The organism is Micromonospora narathiwatensis (assembly GCF_900089605.1).
Taxonomy (GTDB): Bacteria; Actinomycetota; Actinomycetes; order Mycobacteriales; family Micromonosporaceae; genus Micromonospora; species Micromonospora narathiwatensis.
Genome location: NZ_LT594324.1, coordinates 2,742,500 through 2,760,158, shown reverse-complemented (window position 1 = coordinate 2,760,158; position 17,659 = coordinate 2,742,500). Strand labels below are relative to the sequence as shown.

The following is a 17,659-nucleotide window of genomic DNA, read 5'->3' as shown; positions in this document are numbered from 1 at the left end:
GGGGTGGGAATCTGACGACCACTTTCGTCTGCCTTGAAGAAAAGTAGTCACAGGGGCGACGAAAGCTATGGACAGGCTGAGTGGAAGTTAGTAAGGTCAAGCCCTATCAATATGTTTCGTCGAGATGAACTATCGGCACGGTAGCTCTCGACTGTGGGACTTCGGGCGGCGCAACACGTTCGGAGGCCACGACCGGCCAGGAATGGCCATCCCCGGGTCAACGCCACCACGGCGATCGGGCGCGGCACGCGCCACGGGTCGACCGATGTCCGTACCCGACGAATCCAACAGCTCTGACGCACCGCCCTGCCCGGCGAGCGGCGGAACCGGCCCGCCGCCGGCGGCAGGGTAACCAACCCACCACTTCGGACGGTCGTGGCTCACGGCCACGGCCGGTGATCCCGTGCGGCCCGGGAGGGGCCGCGCGGGGCCCCTGACCGCCAGAAACAGCTCCGTCGGACCCGACCACACCGACGCACGCTCCGCCCGCTGCTCTCCGGACCGTGAAAGAGGAACCCATGAACCCACATCCACCGCGGCGCCGGCTCGGCGTGAGCCGGCTCCGGAGAACGGTGGCCGCCCTCGCCACGCTGGCGCTGCTGGCCACCGGCCTCTCCGCCGCGCCGGCGAGCGCGCGGCCGACCGACCCGGAACGCTCCGTGACGGCCGCCGCCCCGGCTCCTCTCCAGGCCCAGGTGCTCACCTGGACGGCGGGGGACAACTTCCTCGCCTACCGGTCGGCGCCCACCACCGCGGTCGCCGGGCCGGCCACCCTGGTTTTCGAGAACAGTGCCGCCACCGGCAACACCACCGGGATGCAGCACACCCTGACCTTCGAGACGTCGGACCCGAGATACAACCGCGACGTCGACGTGAACATCCTGGCCGATCCGACGGACCGCAACGGGGGCCGCTGGACGGTCGACGTGGTGCTCTCTCCGGGCACCTACCGGTACTTCTGCGCCATCCCCGGCCACGGCGGGATGAACGGCCTGCTGGTCGTCACCGGCGGCGGTTCGGACACCACCCCGCCGACCGTGACCGCCACGGTCACCGGTGACAGGGACGCGAACGGCGCGTACGTGGGCGGCGCGACGGTCACTCTCGTCGCGGTGGACACCGAGTCGGGTGTCGAGCGGATCGAGTACGCGCTGGACGGGGGTGCGTACGGCACCTACTCGGCGCCGGTGACGGTGAACCAGCGGGGGCAGCACACGGTGACGTACCGGGCCACGGACAAGGCGGGTAACACGTCGTCGCCGCAGCAGGTGTCGTTCACGGTGGTCGACCCGCCGCCGACGGACACCACCCCGCCCACGGTCACCGCCTCGGTGACCGGCCAGCGGGACGCGAACGGGGCGTACGTGGGCGGCGCGACGGTCACCCTCGTCGCGGTGGACACCGAGTCGGGTGTCGAGCGGATCGAGTACGCGCTGGACGGGGGTGCGTACGGCACCTACTCGGCGCCGGTGACGGTGAACCAGCGGGGGCAGCACACGGTGACGTACCGGGCCACGGACAAGGCGGGTAACACGTCGTCGCCGCAGCAGGTGTCGTTCACGGTGGTCGACCCGCCGCCGACGGACACCACCCCGCCGACCGTGACCGCCGTGGTGACCGGGGAGAAGGACGCCGACGGCGCGTACGTGGGCGGCGCCACCGTCACCCTGAGCGCGTCGGACACCGAGTCGGGCGTGGACCGGGTCGAGTACTCCCTCGACGGGCAGCCCTACGCCGGCTACTCGGCGCCGGTGACGGTGAACCAGCGGGGGCAGCACACGGTGACGTACCGGGCCACGGACCGGGCGGGTAACACGTCGTCGCCGCAGTCGGTGTCGTTCACGGTGGTCGACCCGCCCGTGCCGGACACCACCCCGCCCACGGTCACCGCCTCGGTGACCGGTCAGCGGGACGCGAACGGGGCGTACGTGGGCGGTGCGACGGTCACCCTCTCCGCGATCGACACCGAGTCGGGCGTGGACCGCGTCGAGTACTCCCTCGACGGCGACGCCTACACCCGGTACTCGGCCCCGGTCACCGTGAACCGGCCCGGACAGCACACGGTGACGTACCGGGCCACGGACCGGGCCGGTAACACGTCGTCGCCGCAGTCGGTGTCGTTCACGGTGGTCGACCCGCCCGTGCCGGACACCACCCCGCCCACGGTCACCGCCTCGGTGACCGGTCAGCGGGACGCGAACGGGGCGTACGTGGGCGGTGCGACGGTCACCCTCTCCGCGATCGACACCGAGTCGGGCGTCGACCGCGTCGAGTACTCCCTCGACGGGCTGCCCTACGCCGGCTACACCGCGCCGGTCACGGTCAACCAGGTCGGCCCGCACACGGTCAGCTACCGGGCCACCGACAAGGCCGGCAACACGTCGACGCCGCGGTCGGTGTCGTTCACCGTGGTCGACCCGCCCGCGCCGGACACCACCCCGCCGACCGTCACCGCCGCCCTCGTCGGGCAGCTCGACGACGACGGGGCGTACGTGGGCAGCGCCACCGTCATCCTCACCGCCGCCGACAGCGAGTCGGGCGTGGACCGGGTCGAGTACTCCCTCGACGGGCAGTCCTACGCCCGCTACACCGCCCCGGTCACCGTCGACCGGCCGGGCCAGCACATGGTGAGTTACCGGGCCACCGACAAGGCCGGCAACACCTCCGGCACCGCCTCGGTCGCCTTCACCGTGGTCGCCAGCGGGCCGCAGCCGGAGTGTGTCCGGGACACCCGGGCGACTGTCTGGTTCGGCACCGTGGACAGCGGCGTCCCCAACCGGGTGGTCGACGGCGACTGCACCATCAACAACGTCATCGAGGACGGGGGCACCTGGCCCAACCACGGCCAGTTCGTCTCGTACGTCACCACCGTCGCCGAGCACCTGCACCACCTGGGCGTCATCAGTCACCAGGAGCACGGGAAGCTGGTCAGCGCCGCCGCCCGCTCCGGGGTCGGCAAGCCGGACACGAAGAACGGCTACCAGGCGATCCTCGACAACACGCCCGCCTCCTTCAACCGGTGGCAGCAGGTCGGCGCGGGCGGCTTCACCCGCAACGCCGACGGGTCGGTCACCAGCAAGCCGCTGCCCGGACTCGGCATGCTCTGGTACCCGGTCTCCGCGTACGGTGACTTCTCCCTGAAGTTGCAGTGGCGCGACGACGCACCGGGCGACGGCCGGGCCAACAGCGGCGTCTTCGTCCGTTTCCCGGACGTGCGCGGCCACCCGACGGAGCCCCGCCCCGAGTGGGTCGCCATCAAGTACGGCCACGAGATCCAGATCCTCGACCGGCCCGACGGAGACCAGTACAAGACCGGTTCGGTGTACGGCTTCGACCAGGTCGACCTGGCCGGCGCGGGGGTCACCCCGAAGGGCACCTGGAACGACTACGAGATCCGGGTGGTCGGCCAGCACTACTCCGTCTTCCGCAACGGAAAGCTGATCAACGAATACGTCAACCGTCCCGACGCCGTCTTCAGCCCGCCCCGGGCGGACGACCCGGGCGGCGCCGGCCGGCAGCACGCCACCGGATACGTCGGGCTGCAGAACCACGGGGCCGGGGACGTCATCAGCTTCCGCAACGTCCGGATCGCTCCGCTGACCCCGTGCTGCCCCGGCGGCGCACCGGGCGGCGGCTCGAACACCTGCTGCTGAGCGAGCGAAGGGAACCACCATGGCAAGGAACAGGATCGACCGGCGGGCGCTGCTGCGCGGTCTCGCCGGCTCCACGGTCGCGGTCGGCGCGGCCAGCCTCGCCGGCGCGTTGCCGGCCGGGGCAGACCAGGGCGGCCAGGGCAGACTCATCCCGCGCGGCCACCTGGGCATCCAGCTCTACAGCGTCCGCGACAAGATCGCCCAGGTCGGTTTCGCCGCCGTCTTCGAGGAGCTGAGCCGCATCGGCTACCGGGAGGTGGAGTTCGCCGGCTACACCCAGGGCTCGGTCGGCGCCATCACCCCGGAGCAGATCCGCCGGCTGCTCGACGACAACGGGCTGAAGGCGGCCGGCAGCCACCGGGGGCTGAACGACTTCCGCACCAATCTGGAGTGGGAACTGGACGTCGCCGAGATCCTCGGGATGCCGGCGATCGGCACCGCCGAGGCGCCCACCGGCAACCGGACCGTCGCCGGCTACCAGGCCGCCGCCGCCGCGTTCAACGGCTGGGGCGAGGCCGCGGCGGCCCGTGGCCTCAAGCTCTACCAACACAACCACACCATCGAGTTCAGCTTCGCGACGGACCGCCCGGACGTGCGGCTGTACGACCTCTTCCTGGAGCTGACCGACCCCCGGTACGTGTTCCTGGAGATGGACATCCTGTGGGCGTACGGCGGGGCGCGCAAGTATCCGGGCTTCCGCCCGGTCGACTACGTCAACGCCCACCCGCACCGCTATCCGCTGTTCCACGTCAAGGACGGCGTGCCGCTGCCCGACCCGCAGCAGGGCAACTCCTACCTGGACGTGGAGTTCGGGGCCGGGATCATCCCGTTCACCGAGTTCTTCGGCGAGCTGAAGGGCCGGGGTCGCTTCGAGTTCCTGTGGGAGCAGGACTCGGCGCCGGGCGCGCAGCCGAACCCGCCCGGCTCGCTGGGTGCCGCCGAGCGCAGCTACCAGCGCCTGGTCGAGCTGCGGGGTGACCGATGAGCGCCTGGCGGTTGGTGGAGGACGGGGCACCAGAACCCCGGCCGGCCCCCGCCCCAGCGCCCCCGTCCGCCGCCGCGCCCCGGCCCGAACGCCCGCGTTCCGGCGCCCGGCGGATGCTGGTCGTGGCGGCGGTCGTGCTGCTCACCCTGGTCGGCGCCGGCGGGTTGGCCGCCGCCGGCACCGGGATGTTCGCCGAGAAGCCCGACGGCTGCGGCAAGCCCGACCGCAGCATCCAGCTGTACGCGGTGGAGCTGCCGAGGGACGGCACCCAGATCCGGCTCGGCTACGGCCTCACCCCGCAGACGGCCTCCTACCCGGGCCCGCTGATGGAGATGACCGAGGGGGAGTGCCTCGCCATCACCCTGCACAACCGGGTGTCCGCCGAGACCCTGGCCGCGCTGCGGACCGACCCGGCCCACCCGCTGGGCGTCTCGCTGCACGTGCACGGGGTGAAGTACACCCAGCTCTCCGACGGCACCGTGCAGAGCGGTTCGTACGTCCCGCCGGGCGAGTCGCGGACCTACACCTGGTACGCCCAGCCCCGAAACAACAAGACCGGGGCGCAGGGCACGGCCGGCTACTGGTGGTACCACGACCATGTGGTGGGCGGACCGCACGGCACCCAGGGACTCTCCGCCGGCCTCTTCGGCGGCCTGGTCGTCCGCCGACCGGGCGACCCGAAGCCGGACCGCACCTACACCGTGGTCTTCGGTGACCGGCAGAGCATCAACCTGCGCCGCGGCGAGGCCACCGACACCTGCACCGAGGTGAACCCGCAGCCGGGCCCGACCTGCCTGGTCGCCCGCAAGGGGGAGCGGGTCGAGTTCGTCGTGGTCGGCATCGGCAACGACATGCACACCTTCCACCTGCACGGCCACTCGTGGGCGGACACCCGCACCGGGACCGTGCCCAACGGGCAGCCGTTCGCCGACACCGTACCGATCATCGACAACAAGACGCTCGGCCCCGGTGACTCCTTCGGCGTACAGGTGGTGGCCGGCGACGCGGTCGGACCAGGGCACTGGATGCTGCACTGCCACATGCAGTTCCACTCCGACGCCGGCATGTCGACGATGCTGCACGTCCTCGACGAGAACGGGAACATGCCGCCCGGCATGGGCCACCAGCACCCGGCCGCCGGCGCCGCGGCACCCGCCGCCGACGGCGTCGACCCGGCCGCCGCCACCGCCGGGCAGCACCAGCACAACTGACCTCGGTCAGCGTCCCCAGCGGTCGGTGGCTGCCGGCCCGTCCCGGACCGGCGGCCACCGGACCCACCACCCACACCGCCGCACCGGCCACCCGACCCGGGTGGCGCCGGCGGCAGCGTACGCCCGACTCCGGTGAGCGCCTCACTCTCACCGGCGAAGGAATGCCCGGAAAGAACCTGTCCCTCAACCCAGGAGGAGTCGAGATGGCCGACAGACGCCATTTCCGGTTCTCCCGATGGGTCGGACGCCTCCGCGCCGACTCGACGGGATCCACCACACCCCCACCGCCCACCCTGACCGTGCCGCGCCGGGCCGGCCGACCCCGCCGCGTCGGCGCCCTGGCCTCCAGCGCCGCCCTGGCGCTCGGCATGCTGGCCCTGCCCGCCCAGGCCGTAACCCCGGCGGTCGCCGCCGAGGCCGCCGCCGCGGTCCGGGTGCTGGTCTTCCACGGGCCGGTGGACCAGCAGGACGACCCGGTCGCCAAGGCCACCGCCAGCATCCGTGACCTGGGCGAGCAGCAGGGCTTCACCGTCGACGACTCGGCCGACCCGGCCGTGTTCACCGTCGGCAACCTGGCCCGCTACCGCGCGGTGGTGTTCCTCTCCGCCAACGGCGTCACCCTGGACGACGCCCAGGAGGCGGCCTTCCAGGCGTACGTGAAGGGCGGTGGCGGTTTCGTCGGCGTCCACGACGCGGCGCGCGCCCAGCCGGAGTCGTCCTGGTTCACCGGCCTGATCGGCACCCGCCCGGCGACCAGCCTGCCGAACGCCGAGAAGCCCGTCTCGGCCACGGCCAGCGGGGAGAACCCGCCGAACGAGACCGCGGCGAAGGCGATCGACGGGTCGACGGGCACCAAGTGGCTCACCTTCTCGCCGACCGGGTGGCTCGCGGTCAAGCTGGCGCAGCCGGTCGCGGTGAGCCGGTACGCGCTCACCTCGGCCAACGACTTCCCCGGCCGGGACCCGAAGAACTGGACCCTCCAGGGCTCCTCGGACGGCACCACCTGGACCGACCTGGACACCCGCAGCAACGAGACCTTCCCGCAGCGGTTCCAGACCAAGCAGTACGGCTTCACCAACACCACGGCCTACCAGCACTACCGGCTGAACGTCACCGCCAACAGCGGCGAGCCGCTGATCCAGCTCGCCGAACTGTGGCTGATCGGGCCGGACGCCGGCCCGGCGCCGGACAGCACGGTGCAGAAGGCCACGGTCGACGTCACCGACCGGCAGCACCCGGCCAACAAGGGCCTGCCGCTGACCTGGACCCGCTCCGACCAGTGGATCAACTGGGACCCCAGCCCGATCGGCAAGGTCCACACCGTCGCGCAGGTCGAGGAGCACACGTACAACCCGGGCCTGAGCGGCAACGGCGCGTTCCACCCGATCTCCTGGTGCCAGGACTACGACGGTGGTCGCTCCTTCTACACCGGCATGGGCCGGACCGAGGCCAGCTGGACCAGCGACAAGCAGTTCCAAAGCCATCTGGCCGGGGCGATCAGGTGGACGGCCGGGATGGTCCGCGGCGACTGCCAGGCCACCATCGCGTCGAACTACCGGATCGACCGGCTCACCACCACGAACCAGTCGGGTCAGCTCGACCAGATCGGTGAGCCGCACGGCCTCACCGTCGCCCCCGACGGCGGGGTCTTCTACATCGGCAAGGCGGCCTGCCCGAGCGGCCCGATCGTGAGCTGGGACGACCCGAAGGTCGGCCTCGGCTGCGGCACCATCCACCGCTGGGACCCGAAGACCAAGCAGGTCAAGCTGCTCACCACGCTCGCCGTGATGGGCAACCGGGGCAGCGGAAGCGAGCTGGTCAAGAACGAGGAGGGCCTGGTCGGCATCACCCTCGACCCGAAGTTCGCCGAGAACGGCTGGGTGTACGCCTACTGGATGCCGCACGAGTCCATCGACCGGGACCGGCGGATCGGGCAGCGTACCGTCTCCCGGTTCAGCTACGACCCGGTGAAGCAGGCGATCGACCAGGGCACCCGCAAGGACCTGCTGCACTGGGACACCCAGATCCACAGCTGCTGCCACGCCGGCGGCGGGATGACGTTCGACGAGAGCGGCAACCTCTACATCGGGTCCGGGGACAGCAACTCCTCCGGCGGCTCGGACGGCTACTCCGGCAACAACTGGACGCAGGAGTGGAAGGGCACCTCGTTCCAGGACGCCCGGCGTACCTCCGGCAACACCAACGACCTCAACGGCAAGATCCTGCGAATCCACCCGGAGCCGGACGGCACTTACACCGTCCCGAACGGGAACCTCTTCACCGGCCGCGAGGAGGGCGGCGGCAAGACCCGCCCGGAGATCTACGTGATGGGCGTGCGGAACATCGCCCGGATCGCCTGGGACCCGGTCAACCACTGGCTGACCGCCGCCTGGGTCGGCCCGGACGCGGGCGGGCCAAGCCCGGAACTCGGCCCGGCCAAGTACGAGACCGCCACGATCATCACCTCGGCGGGCAACCAGGGCTGGCCGTACTGCATGGGCAACCGGCAGCCCTACCGGGACCGCAGCACCACCGACGCGAACGTGCTCACCGGCTGGTACGACTGCGACAACCTGAAGAACACCTCGCCGCGCAACACCGGCCTGGTCAACATCCCGCCCGCCCGGGACAACATGATCTGGTACTCGCCGCAGGGCGGTGGCCCGGTCTACCCGAAGCGGACCGACGGCAGCGGACTGCCCACGTACCGGGTCGGCGAGGAGACCTTCACTCAGCCGTACCTGAAGGGGGGCGGCCAGGCCATCATGGACGGGCCGACCTACCACCGGTCGAAGGTCGACACGGGCAGCGGCGTGGCCTGGCCGGCGTAACGGGACAACAAGTGGTTCATCGGTGACGAGTCCAACGCCAACAACCGGATCGCGGTCACCGTCGACCCGGCGAAGGTCGCCGAGCAGGGCCCGCCGGCCTTCGCCGAGGACCTGCGCCAGATCATCCGCTCCGGCTCCGGCGGCAACCAGCTCCAGTCCTGGATGGACGCCAAGTTCGGCCCGGACGGGGCGCTCTACATGCTGGACTACGCCGGTGGCTTCTTCAGCCTGCACGCGAACCAGAAGCTGATCCGGATCGCGTACACCGGTGGCGAGGCGACCCCGCGAGCGAGCGACGCCGCCTGGCGGACCGCCACGCCGAGCCAGCCGAGGAGCATCGCGTTCTCGTCGGCCCGGGCCGGCGGCGTGGCGTGGGAGTGGAACTTCGGTGACGGCAGCGCGCCGTCGCGGGAGGCCAACCCGACCCACACCTACCCGGGCTACGGCACCTACCAGGCCACCCTGAAGGTGACGTACGCGGACGGCCAGGTGTCGACCGCGACGATCACCGTCACCACCGGTTGCGCCGCCCCGGACGGCCGCGACACCGTACGGCTGCTGGACACCGACACCGGCGTGGCCAACCGCGAGGTCGGCGGCGGCTGCACCGTCAACGACCTGATCGACGACGAGCGGAACTGGTCGAACCACGGCCAGTTCGTCAGCCACGTCGCCGGCGTGGTCAACGAGCTGCGCGGTGCCGGCGTGCTCGACAACAAGGAGGCCGCCAGACTGAACAGCTCCGCCGCCCAGTCGCCGATCGGCAAGATCGCCGGCTACCGGTCGCTGTTCGACGGCACGGCGGCGTCGCTCGCCGACTGGCGGCAGGCGCCCAGCGGGTCGTTCACCCTGCAGCGCGACGGAACCATCCGCAGCTCGGGCGGGCTCGGCATGCTCTGGTACGCCAAGGACGAGTTCGCCGACTTCTCGCTGCGGCTGAAGTTCCGGGACGTCTCCGCCGGCACCACGTACGCCAACAGCGGGGTCTTCACCCGGTTCCCGGATCCGCGGACCCCGCTGGATCAGCGGCCGGCCGGCAGCTGCGGCACGGTCGGCTCGGCCCGGACCTCCCAGGCCTGGGTGGCGATCTACTGCGGTCACGAGATCCAGATCTACGACGGGCCCACCGGCGAGTCGCAGAAGACCGGGTCGATCTACAACTTCGATCCGCAGGGGCTCGACCAGGCCGGGGTGACCCCGAAGGGCCAGTGGAACGACTACGAGGTCCGGGTGGTCGGGCAGCACTACACGATCATCCGCAACGGCGTGGTGATCAACGAGTTCGACAACACGCCCGGCAAGGCGTCGTCCCGTGCCGGTGACCCGCCGACCGACCTGCGACAGTTCCTCAGCGGGTTCGTCGGGTTGCAGAACCACGGCACCAACGACCTGATCGAGTTCCGCGACGTACGGGTCCGTTCGCTCTAGTTCCGATCAGCGCACACGCAGGTCGAAGGCCACCTCCCGGAAACGGGAGGTGGCCTTCCTGCGCACGTACGGCGGGCTTTGTCCCGGCTATGCGCAGCCCAACCCCTGGGCGTACGTGGCCTTCGGGCTTCCGGCGACGAATCCGTCGGCGATCTCCCAGAACACCTCCGGCCAGTCACCCTTCTCGTTCATCTGGTGCAGCACCCGCCACTGGTGGCTGCCGCGCAACGCCTCGGTGGCCCGTTGGAGCGCGGCGTCGTCACCGGTCCGCCTCGCGCGTAGCCATTCCGCGATCCACGCGCAGCCGACGCGGCCAGTCACCTCGGCGCCGAAATGGTAGGGATCGTTGGCGCCGATGTCGCCGAGGGCGGCGGCGTCGAACCTCGGCGGAAGCGGAATGTCGGCGAGCACCTTGGCCGCCTCCACGGCCACCCGGTCCGGCGTGATGACCTCCGCCGGAAGCGCGGCCAGCCAGGTGCGCGCGTCGACGCGTACGACGTCGGTGAGTACCCGGTCGAGCATGTCCCGGGGCCAGTAGCCCCCGGTGCGGAGTTCGACGAAGACACCGTCGCGGGGGCGGAGCAGGACCGCGAAGTCGCCGGCGTTGTAGGTGAAGCGGTCACCCGGCCAGCTGTCGATCGTCACCGGCTCCGGCTTGCCGACGGTGAGCCGGTCGGCGCGGAAGCCGTCGTAGTCGCCGGCCGGATACCAGTTCATCTCCAGTTCCTGCCTGCCGTTGCGGAACCGGATGGTGCCCTGCTGCTTGGCGAACCCGTAGACGGTCTCCACCTTCCAGCCGGGCCGGTTGATCAGCAGCCGCGGGTTGTCCTCGGCGGCCTTGAGCGCTGCGGCCGAGTACACGACGGGGGTGCCCGCAGGGGCGGCCGGGCGGTCATCCTGGTGATCGGGAAGTACGGCGGGCACGGCGAGGACGCCGGTGAGCACCGCGGCCGCGGCCAGTGCGCCGGCGGTGCGGCGGACCATGCCGCGAGGACGCGGTTGCGGTGGTTCGAGGAGACAATGGACGGGTGGCACGGACATGATCTCCTCCAGCAGGGCGTGCCGCGCCCCGTCGAGATGTCTCACGACGTCGGGCCGGTACGGGTCGGCGTCCCGGACCAGCCGGTCGAGGTGTTCGTCGGTCATCGGCCCTCCCTGGGGGCGGGTGCGGTCAGGACGTCGAGTACATGTCCGGTCGGGGCGAGGTCGTCACTGACGAGATCGCGTAGCCTGGCTCGCGCGCGCGACAGGCGGGTCCGGACCACGGCCGGGCTCACCTGAAGGACCGCGGCCACCTCGCGCGGCTCCAGGCCCTCCCAGACGGTGAGCGTCAGCACCTCCCGGTCCAGCTCACCCAGCCGGGCCAGCGCGGCCTGGACGGCGAGTCGTTCGGGTACCTCGCTGCCAGGGTCGGCGGCCGCGATGTCCCTCAGCCGTTGCCTGAGCCGCTCACCCAGGCGCTCACGGCGCAGGCCGGTGCGGTGGTGGTTGGCGAGCACGCGGCGGGCGACGCCGTACAGCCACAGCCTGACCTCGGCGTCGGACGGCATCTCGTGGCCGCGGCGCCACGCGACGAGGAACGTCTCAGCGACGACGTCGGCCGCGTCCTCGGGCTGCTCGCAGCGCCGCAGGGCGTACGCCAGCAGCGGCTGGAAGTTGCTGGCGTAGACGCGTCGGAAGCGGTCCTCGTGGTCAGTTCCGGAGCTCACACTCACCCCATGTCCGATCGGGCGCCGATCGTGACAGTGCGGTTCCAGGAATGTCGAGCAACGACACGGGTCGGCCACCGTCCTCCACATCGGCCGTCACCGGCGAGCTGCCCCACCCGCGCGGATTCCACCGGCACGACCCGCTACGCATGGACAGTTATCGATCACTTCGGGTACTGTTCCCGCACCTCGGTTGCAACGATGCAAACCCATATCCGGAGGTGCGTGTGTTCAGGACTCAGACTCGGGGCCGGGTCGGCGTCGCGGCGCTGGCCAGCGCGATCGTCCTCGCCGCCCCCGCCGCTGCCGGCGCCGCGCCGGGTGCGGCCGCGGCGCCGTCGACCGGCGGCGTCAACTCCGCGGTCACCGCCCGGCTGCTCGACCAGGCGGCGAACGCCGCCGACGCGGGACTGCGGTCCGCCGGCACCCACGACACCCGGGTCACCGTCACCCGGCGCGACGGCCAAACGTGGGCGTTCGGGACCGCCGTCATCGTCGCCCCGCACGAGGAGGACGCCTACCCGGCGGGCTGGGTGTTCGTCGCCCGCCGCGAACGTGCCGGCTGGCGGGTCGCCCTCGACGGAGAAGCCGGCTTCGCCGATCTCGCCCAGGCCGCCCCGGCCAGCGTGGTGTCGCCGCGCGAGCGTGCCCTCTTCACCGAGGTCGCGCCCACGTACGCCGGCGGCGACTACCGCACCGGCATGCGCCTGCCGTACGGGCTGGGCCAGTCCTGGTCGTTCACCGGTGGCCCGCACGGCTGGGCGGGCAGCGACACGCCGTGGAGCTCGATCGACCTCGCCGGTGGCGACCAGCGGGTCCTCGCGGCGCGCGGCGGCACCGCGTACACCATGTGCCGGGGATGGATCCGGGTCATCCACGACCGGGGCTACGCCACCGACTACTACCACCTCTGGAACAACATCAGCGTCAACGGGGCGAGCGTGGGCGAGGGCGCCTACCTCGGCGACACCGGCACCGACGTGACCTGCGGCGGCGCGGCCAGCGGCCGGCACGTGCACTTCGCGCTCCGGCAGAACAACGCCTACGTGCCGGTCGCCGGGCACAACCTCGGCAAGTGGGTCGTGATGGGCGGCGGCGGCACCTACCAGGGATACGCGCTGCACGGCTCGGCGCAGGTGAACGTCGGCGGGGCGCTCTACAACCACGGCGCGCTCGGGCTGAACCAGGCCCTCATCGACGCCAACGGCGGCGGCACGGTCAACCGGCGTACCGGCCCCGGTACCGGGTACGCGGTCGCCGGCTCGGCCGCCGACGGCGCCACCGTGACCGTCTCCTGCTCGGCCAACGGCACCACGCACGCCGGGCGGTGGGGCAGCACCGCGCTGTGGAACAGGCTGTCCGACGGCACCTGGGCCAGTGACGCCTTCATGTGGACCGGCTCGGCCGGCCCGATCAACGGTTGGTGCTGACCGTCGTGCCCGCGCCGGCGTCGCCGACGCCGGCGCGGTGCGGCGGGATCGGCCGATCCGGTTGACCGAGGTGATCTTCGAGGCGGTGGAGCACTGGCCGCAGCCGTCGACAACGGCACCCCGACCCGGGGTGCCGGCGGGTCGAGGGGGGTCGCCTTGGCACACCGCCGCGCACCCAGCTCGCCATCCACGCCCGCGCCCACACCTCTCGGCGTTAGAGTGACGGAACCCCCGCCGCCCCGACAGCCGGCCAGGTCCGAGAGGGAGCCCATGTCACGGAGGCGGTCGCGATGACCGCCGCGCGCCGGCGGCATCCGCCCCGGCGGTGCCGGCGGCTGCGCCGAGGGGCCACCTGATGCGGTGGATCTCGGCGGTGGCTGGTCTGGCCGTCCTGGCCATCACGGCGAGCAGCATCCTGCGCAACCTGGTGGTGACCCGCGGGCTCGGCTCGGCGCTGGTGCGCGTGCTCTGGCGGATCACGCGATGGCTGCTGCGCCGGGCGTCGGCGCCCCTGCACGGCTACGAGGCACGCGACCGGTTCCTCGCCTGGTTGGCGCCGATCGTGCTGCTCGTGATGCTGTGGTCCTGGCTGGCCGGGCTGCTGCTCGGGTACGGGCTGCTCATGTACGGCTTCTCCGGGCTGTCCTGGCCGGACTCCTTCCGGGAGGCCGGATCCAGCCTGTTCACCCTCGGCTTCGCCTCCGGCGCCCGCAGCCGGCTCAACGCGCTGGACTTCGTCGCCGCCGCGAGCGGACCCGTGGTCATCGCGCTGCAGATCGCGTACCTGCCGACGCTCTACGGTGCGTACAACCGGCGAGAACTGGAGGTCACCCTGCTGGCGTCCCGGGTGTCCCCACCCGCCTGGGGACCGGAGCTGCTGGCCCGGCAGGCCCTCGTCGGGACGGTCGACGAACTGCGCGGGCTCTACGAGAACTGGGAGCGCCTGGCCGCGGACATCGGCGAGACCCACACGAACTATCCCGTTCTGCTGTCGTTCCGGTCGCCGCGCCCGTACCGTAGCTGGGTTGTCGCCCTGATCGCGGTGATGGACGCCGCCGCGATGCACATCTCCCTGGCCCCGACGGCGGCGACGGTCCCCGCCGCGCGGCTGATGCTGCGCTCGGGCTTCATCGCGCTGCGCGACATCGCCCGGGTCGTCCACATCCCGTTCGATCCCGATCCCCGCCCGGACGGCCCGCTCCGGCTCACGTTCGAGGAGTACGCCGAGGCGGTGGCGCACGTGCAGCATGCCGGCTTCCCCCTGGAACGCTCGGCCGCGCAGTCGTGGCCGCACTTTCGCGGCTGGCGGGTCAACTACGAGAACATCGGCTACGCGCTGGCCCACAGCACCGACGCGGTGCCGGCGCTGTGGACCGGCGATCGGGACTTCCCCAGCACACCCATCGCGCCGCAACGGCCGACGGACCGCCGGCCGCAGGAGCCGCCCGTACGGTGACCCAGTCACCCTGCGCCGGCCGACCCGGCACCGCCGGCGTCCGGTGGTCCGCTGGCCCGGTCGGGTTGGGCGGTGCGGGACGGCCGGGTGATGATCGGCCGCAACATGTGGCACGTGGCCCGGTCGCCCGAGCAGATCGGCCTCTACTTCAGCTGTTCGGCTGGCCGGTGCTGCTCATCGTGCTCGTCGCGCCCCTGGTGGTCCGCCGCCACCGACGGCTGTGCCGTCGAGGCGCTGAGCCGCGTTGTCCCGGCCGGGCCGGACAGGCCCGGCCGGGTGGGGCCCGCCGGCCGGTGGGTCGACTATCGGGACGGTCGCAGCGGGAGCGGCGGCGTGAACCGGGTGAACGCGGGCGGCATGGGTGCGTCGGCGAAGGTGCGCCCGAGGTCGAGCACGAGCTGGTACGGGTCTCCGAGCGCCCGGGCGGCCTCGTGCAGCGCCCGGGGACCGGTCTCCGGCCAGTGGCCGGAGTCGAGCCGGGCGACCAGGGTGCGGAGCAGGACGATCTCCTCCGCCGCGCTGAACGAGCAGTGGCCGCCCCGGTCGACCCAGAGCTGCCGCAGCCGGCCCGGGTCACCGGCGCGGCGTACCTGGTCGGCGTACCAGCGCTCCTGGTGCGGTGGCGCGCCGCCGTCGCCGACCGTGTGCATCGTGACCACCGGCACCGGGGTCCGCCCCTCGGGTACGCCGACGCGGTGCAGGTAGTCGACGGCGGCCGGGTCGGCGGCGATCCGCGGGGCGGCGGCGAGCCGGCCGAGGTCGGCCCGCAGGTCGAGCCCGGCCGCCCGGTACGCCTGCTCCACCTGCCGGGTCTGGGCGGACCGGAGCAACTGCCGGCGGTAGTCGACGCCGACGTTCGTCGACGGGTTGCCGCCGGCCCGTCGCTCCAGATCCAGCCGACCCGGCGGGCCGAAACCGAGACCGTACGCGTACTGGAGCCACTCGGCCTGGTTGCCGGTCAGCTCGACGGGGTCGGTGGGACGCGTTTCGTGCGCGGAGTACCAGCCGGTGACGTTGTTCAGCGCGGCGGCCAGCGCCAGGCGGGCCCGGCCCTGTCGCGTGGTGAGTGCCTGCTGGATCGCCTCGGCGAGGGCCTGTGCGCTGCCGGCCGGATCGTCGGGGCGTACCAGGTCGATGTCCCGGTCGGGCGCGAGCAGGGTACGGACGGCGAAGAGCACGTCCAGGCCGGTGTCGAAGGTGGCCCGGGTGTCGTACGCCCCGCACATCGTCGCCACGCCCGCGAACCGTCGCGGGTGCCGCTCGGCGAGCTGGACGGCGATCCCCGCACCCATCGACTGCCCGGTGGCGATGGTGCGCCGGGGCGGGCCGACGTGGGCCTCGAACCAGTCCAGCAGCGCGATCTGGTCGCGCAGCCCGCGCTCGACCGCGTAGCCGACGCCGCCGTCGGCGAACTGCGACGCGGCCATCGCATACCCGTGGTCGAGCAGCCAGGCCTCGGTCTCCGAGCGGTCCGGCGGCCGGTTGGTCAGCCCGATGCCGAAGGACGGGAAGCCCTCCGGGAGGTACCCGTGGCTGTAGAGCACCAGCGTCCCGTTCCAGCGCTCCGGCAGTTCGACCCGGAAGTCGGCACCGCCGATGGTGCCGGTGAGGGTACGCCGACCCGATTCTGTCGTCGAGGGTTTCGCGGCGGCCGGGGCGGCGACCGCGCTCACGGCGGCGACCAGGGCGGCGGTCAGCGCCAGCCGCCGGGTGGCGCCGGGTGTCCCGCTCATCGTCTGCTCCGATCCGCCTGGCTCAGCCGTGCAACGGCCGGCCGGTCTCCAGCAGTGTCTTGAGGTCGCTGAGGACCTCGGGCCAACCGCCGCCGGCACCTTCGAGCTGGCCGTCCACCTGGGCCAGGGTCTGCGGCGCGCCGGCCAGCTCGTGGGTCACGGTGAGCGAGCTGATGCCGTCGCCGCGTTCCGCGATCTCGTACGTCAGGCGGGTGGCGGGCTCGTCCAGCCAGGCCGCCTGCCAGGTCTGGACCAGCCGGACCGGCGGCTCGACCTCGATCACTTCGCCCTCGACCAGGATCTCCGGCATGCCGGCCTGCTGGTGTTCGGGAATCGCGCGGGCGCGGTAGCTGCCGCCCGGGCGGAGGTCGTACTCGGCGGTGGCCTGGTAGCCGTACCGCCGGGTCCACTCGGGCCTGGTGATCGCGTCCCAGATCGTCTGCGGCGTCGCCTTGATGTACACCCGGTAGACCTTGGTGGTCCCGGTCGTCGTCGTGGTGGTCACGGCCTCTCCTTCGTCTCGTCGCGTTCGAGTTCCGACTTGAGGTCCAGCAGCGCCGCGGCGTGGCGCTCGGTGTACTTGTCGATCCATCGGTCGTGGATCGCCCGGATCGGCACCGGGTTGAGGAAGTGCAGCTTCTCCCGGCCCTGCCTCCGGGTGACCACGAGCCCGGCGTCCGCCAGCAGGCGCAGGTGCTTCATCACGCCGAACCGGGTCATCGCCAGCCCGGACTCCAGCTCCGTCAACGTCTGGCCGTCCCGGACGAAGAGGCGGTCGAGCAGGGCGCGACGGGTCGGATCGGCGAGCGCCTTGAACACCAGGTCGTCGTCGCTCACGCCAACCAAGATAGGTGACCAAAAGGTCACATGTCAAGGCTGGCAGGTACCGCCCGGCGCGCCGCGGCCAGGTTAGGCCGGCCGTACGCGGGGAACCCGGCCGCACGCCCGCGCGGCACCCGCGCGGGTCGCGTCACCCGACACCGACCGCTGAGGTCTTCTGCCGGTCACGCCTGGCCGCAGCACCCCGAGGGGCCGCCGAACCGCGCGCCCGGGGCGGTGCGGTGACCAGGAACCGGTGGATTCGGCGGCAGGGTGTGGCGACCCGACCGCCGGCGCTCCCCGTGGTCGAGGTGCGGGCGAAGGCCGCGAACGACGACCTCTCCGAGGTGAACTGACGGATGAACGGTTGCTGATGGTTGCGCGTGACGTTGCCGCACCGGGGC

General features: G+C 72.0%; 12 protein-coding genes. 7 read left to right on the top strand and 5 right to left on the bottom strand.

Annotated features, from left to right (window positions below; genetic code table 11):
- The first annotated feature begins 518 nt into the window (after positions 1-518).
- The 5 genes from GA0070621_RS29935 to GA0070621_RS29925 all read left to right on the top strand — a co-directional run bounded on the left by GA0070621_RS29935 (position 519) and on the right by GA0070621_RS29925 (position 10,108).
- The gene (locus GA0070621_RS29935; protein WP_167666835.1) at positions 519-3,653 is read left to right on the top strand and encodes an OmpL47-type beta-barrel domain-containing protein; all 3,135 of its coding nucleotides are present in this window, start codon (positions 519-521) and stop codon (positions 3,651-3,653) included.
- Between the two features lie 19 nt (positions 3,654-3,672).
- The gene (locus tag GA0070621_RS12175) at positions 3,673-4,638 is read left to right on the top strand and encodes a sugar phosphate isomerase/epimerase family protein (RefSeq protein ID WP_091194696.1); all 966 of its coding nucleotides are present in this window, start codon (positions 3,673-3,675) and stop codon (positions 4,636-4,638) included.
- Positions 4,635-5,849: a multicopper oxidase domain-containing protein gene (locus GA0070621_RS12170; RefSeq protein ID WP_167666834.1), complete on the top strand. Its 1,215-nt coding sequence runs from the start codon at positions 4,635-4,637 to the stop codon at positions 5,847-5,849. The genes GA0070621_RS12175 and GA0070621_RS12170 overlap by 4 nt, the downstream gene beginning before the upstream one ends.
- 203 nt (positions 5,850-6,052) lie before the next feature.
- Positions 6,053-8,680 carry a ThuA domain-containing protein gene (locus GA0070621_RS29930; protein ID WP_167666833.1) on the top strand — a complete coding sequence of 876 codons (2,628 nt, stop codon included), beginning with the start codon at positions 6,053-6,055 and terminating at the stop codon, positions 8,678-8,680.
- A 162-nt stretch (positions 8,681-8,842) separates the two neighbouring features.
- Positions 8,843-10,108: a family 16 glycoside hydrolase gene (locus GA0070621_RS29925; RefSeq protein ID WP_167666832.1), complete on the top strand. Its 1,266-nt coding sequence runs from the start codon at positions 8,843-8,845 to the stop codon at positions 10,106-10,108.
- 87 nt (positions 10,109-10,195) lie between these two features.
- Here GA0070621_RS29925 and GA0070621_RS12160 read toward each other — a convergent pair whose 3' ends face one another.
- A complete protein-coding gene (locus tag GA0070621_RS12160; protein ID WP_091194690.1) occupies positions 10,196-11,254 on the bottom strand; it encodes a hypothetical protein in 1,059 nt (352 codons plus the stop codon).
- Positions 11,251-11,817 (bottom strand): RNA polymerase sigma factor, encoded by a 567-nt coding sequence (locus GA0070621_RS12155; protein WP_091194688.1) that lies wholly within the window; start codon positions 11,815-11,817, stop codon positions 11,251-11,253. The genes GA0070621_RS12160 and GA0070621_RS12155 overlap by 4 nt, the downstream gene beginning before the upstream one ends.
- 227 nt (positions 11,818-12,044) lie before the next feature.
- On the opposite strand from GA0070621_RS12155, the gene GA0070621_RS12150 reads away from it, so the two are divergent.
- Positions 12,045-13,247 (top strand): peptidase M23, encoded by a 1,203-nt coding sequence (locus GA0070621_RS12150; protein ID WP_167666831.1) that lies wholly within the window; start codon positions 12,045-12,047, stop codon positions 13,245-13,247.
- Positions 13,248-13,602: 355 nt separating this feature from the next.
- Positions 13,603-14,703, top strand: coding sequence for a hypothetical protein (locus GA0070621_RS12145; protein ID WP_091194686.1), 1,101 nt, complete (start codon positions 13,603-13,605; stop codon positions 14,701-14,703).
- 302 nt (positions 14,704-15,005) lie between these two features.
- Here GA0070621_RS12145 and GA0070621_RS12140 read toward each other — a convergent pair whose 3' ends face one another.
- Genes GA0070621_RS12140 through GA0070621_RS12130 form a run of 3 tightly spaced genes read right to left on the bottom strand, consistent with a single transcriptional unit; the run spans position 15,006 to position 17,273 of the window.
- Positions 15,006-16,436 carry an alpha/beta fold hydrolase gene (locus GA0070621_RS12140; RefSeq protein WP_091194683.1) on the bottom strand — a complete coding sequence of 477 codons (1,431 nt, stop codon included), beginning with the start codon at positions 16,434-16,436 and terminating at the stop codon, positions 15,006-15,008.
- A gap of 22 nt (positions 16,437-16,458) precedes the next feature.
- Positions 16,459-16,941, bottom strand: coding sequence for an SRPBCC family protein (locus tag GA0070621_RS12135; RefSeq protein WP_231921004.1), 483 nt, complete (start codon positions 16,939-16,941; stop codon positions 16,459-16,461).
- Positions 16,938-17,273, bottom strand: a complete 336-nt coding sequence (locus GA0070621_RS12130; protein WP_091194678.1) for an ArsR/SmtB family transcription factor — start codon at positions 17,271-17,273, stop codon at positions 16,938-16,940. The genes GA0070621_RS12135 and GA0070621_RS12130 overlap by 4 nt, the downstream gene beginning before the upstream one ends.
- Positions 17,274-17,659: the final 386 nt, after the last annotated feature.

Coding starts and splice junctions, on each gene's coding strand:
- GA0070621_RS29930 (WP_167666833.1), top strand. CDS start 6,053: ATGGCCGACAGACGCCATTTCCGGTTCTCCCGATGGGTCGGACGCCTC.
- GA0070621_RS12170 (WP_167666834.1), top strand. CDS start 4,635: ATGAGCGCCTGGCGGTTGGTGGAGGACGGGGCACCAGAACCCCGGCCG.
- GA0070621_RS29925 (WP_167666832.1), top strand. CDS start 8,843: ATGGACGCCAAGTTCGGCCCGGACGGGGCGCTCTACATGCTGGACTAC.
- GA0070621_RS12140 (WP_091194683.1), bottom strand. CDS start 16,436: ATGAGCGGGACACCCGGCGCCACCCGGCGGCTGGCGCTGACCGCCGCC.
- GA0070621_RS12160 (WP_091194690.1), bottom strand. CDS start 11,254: ATGACCGACGAACACCTCGACCGGCTGGTCCGGGACGCCGACCCGTAC.
- GA0070621_RS12175 (WP_091194696.1), top strand. CDS start 3,673: ATGGCAAGGAACAGGATCGACCGGCGGGCGCTGCTGCGCGGTCTCGCC.
- GA0070621_RS29935 (WP_167666835.1), top strand. CDS start 519: ATGAACCCACATCCACCGCGGCGCCGGCTCGGCGTGAGCCGGCTCCGG.
- GA0070621_RS12145 (WP_091194686.1), top strand. CDS start 13,603: ATGCGGTGGATCTCGGCGGTGGCTGGTCTGGCCGTCCTGGCCATCACG.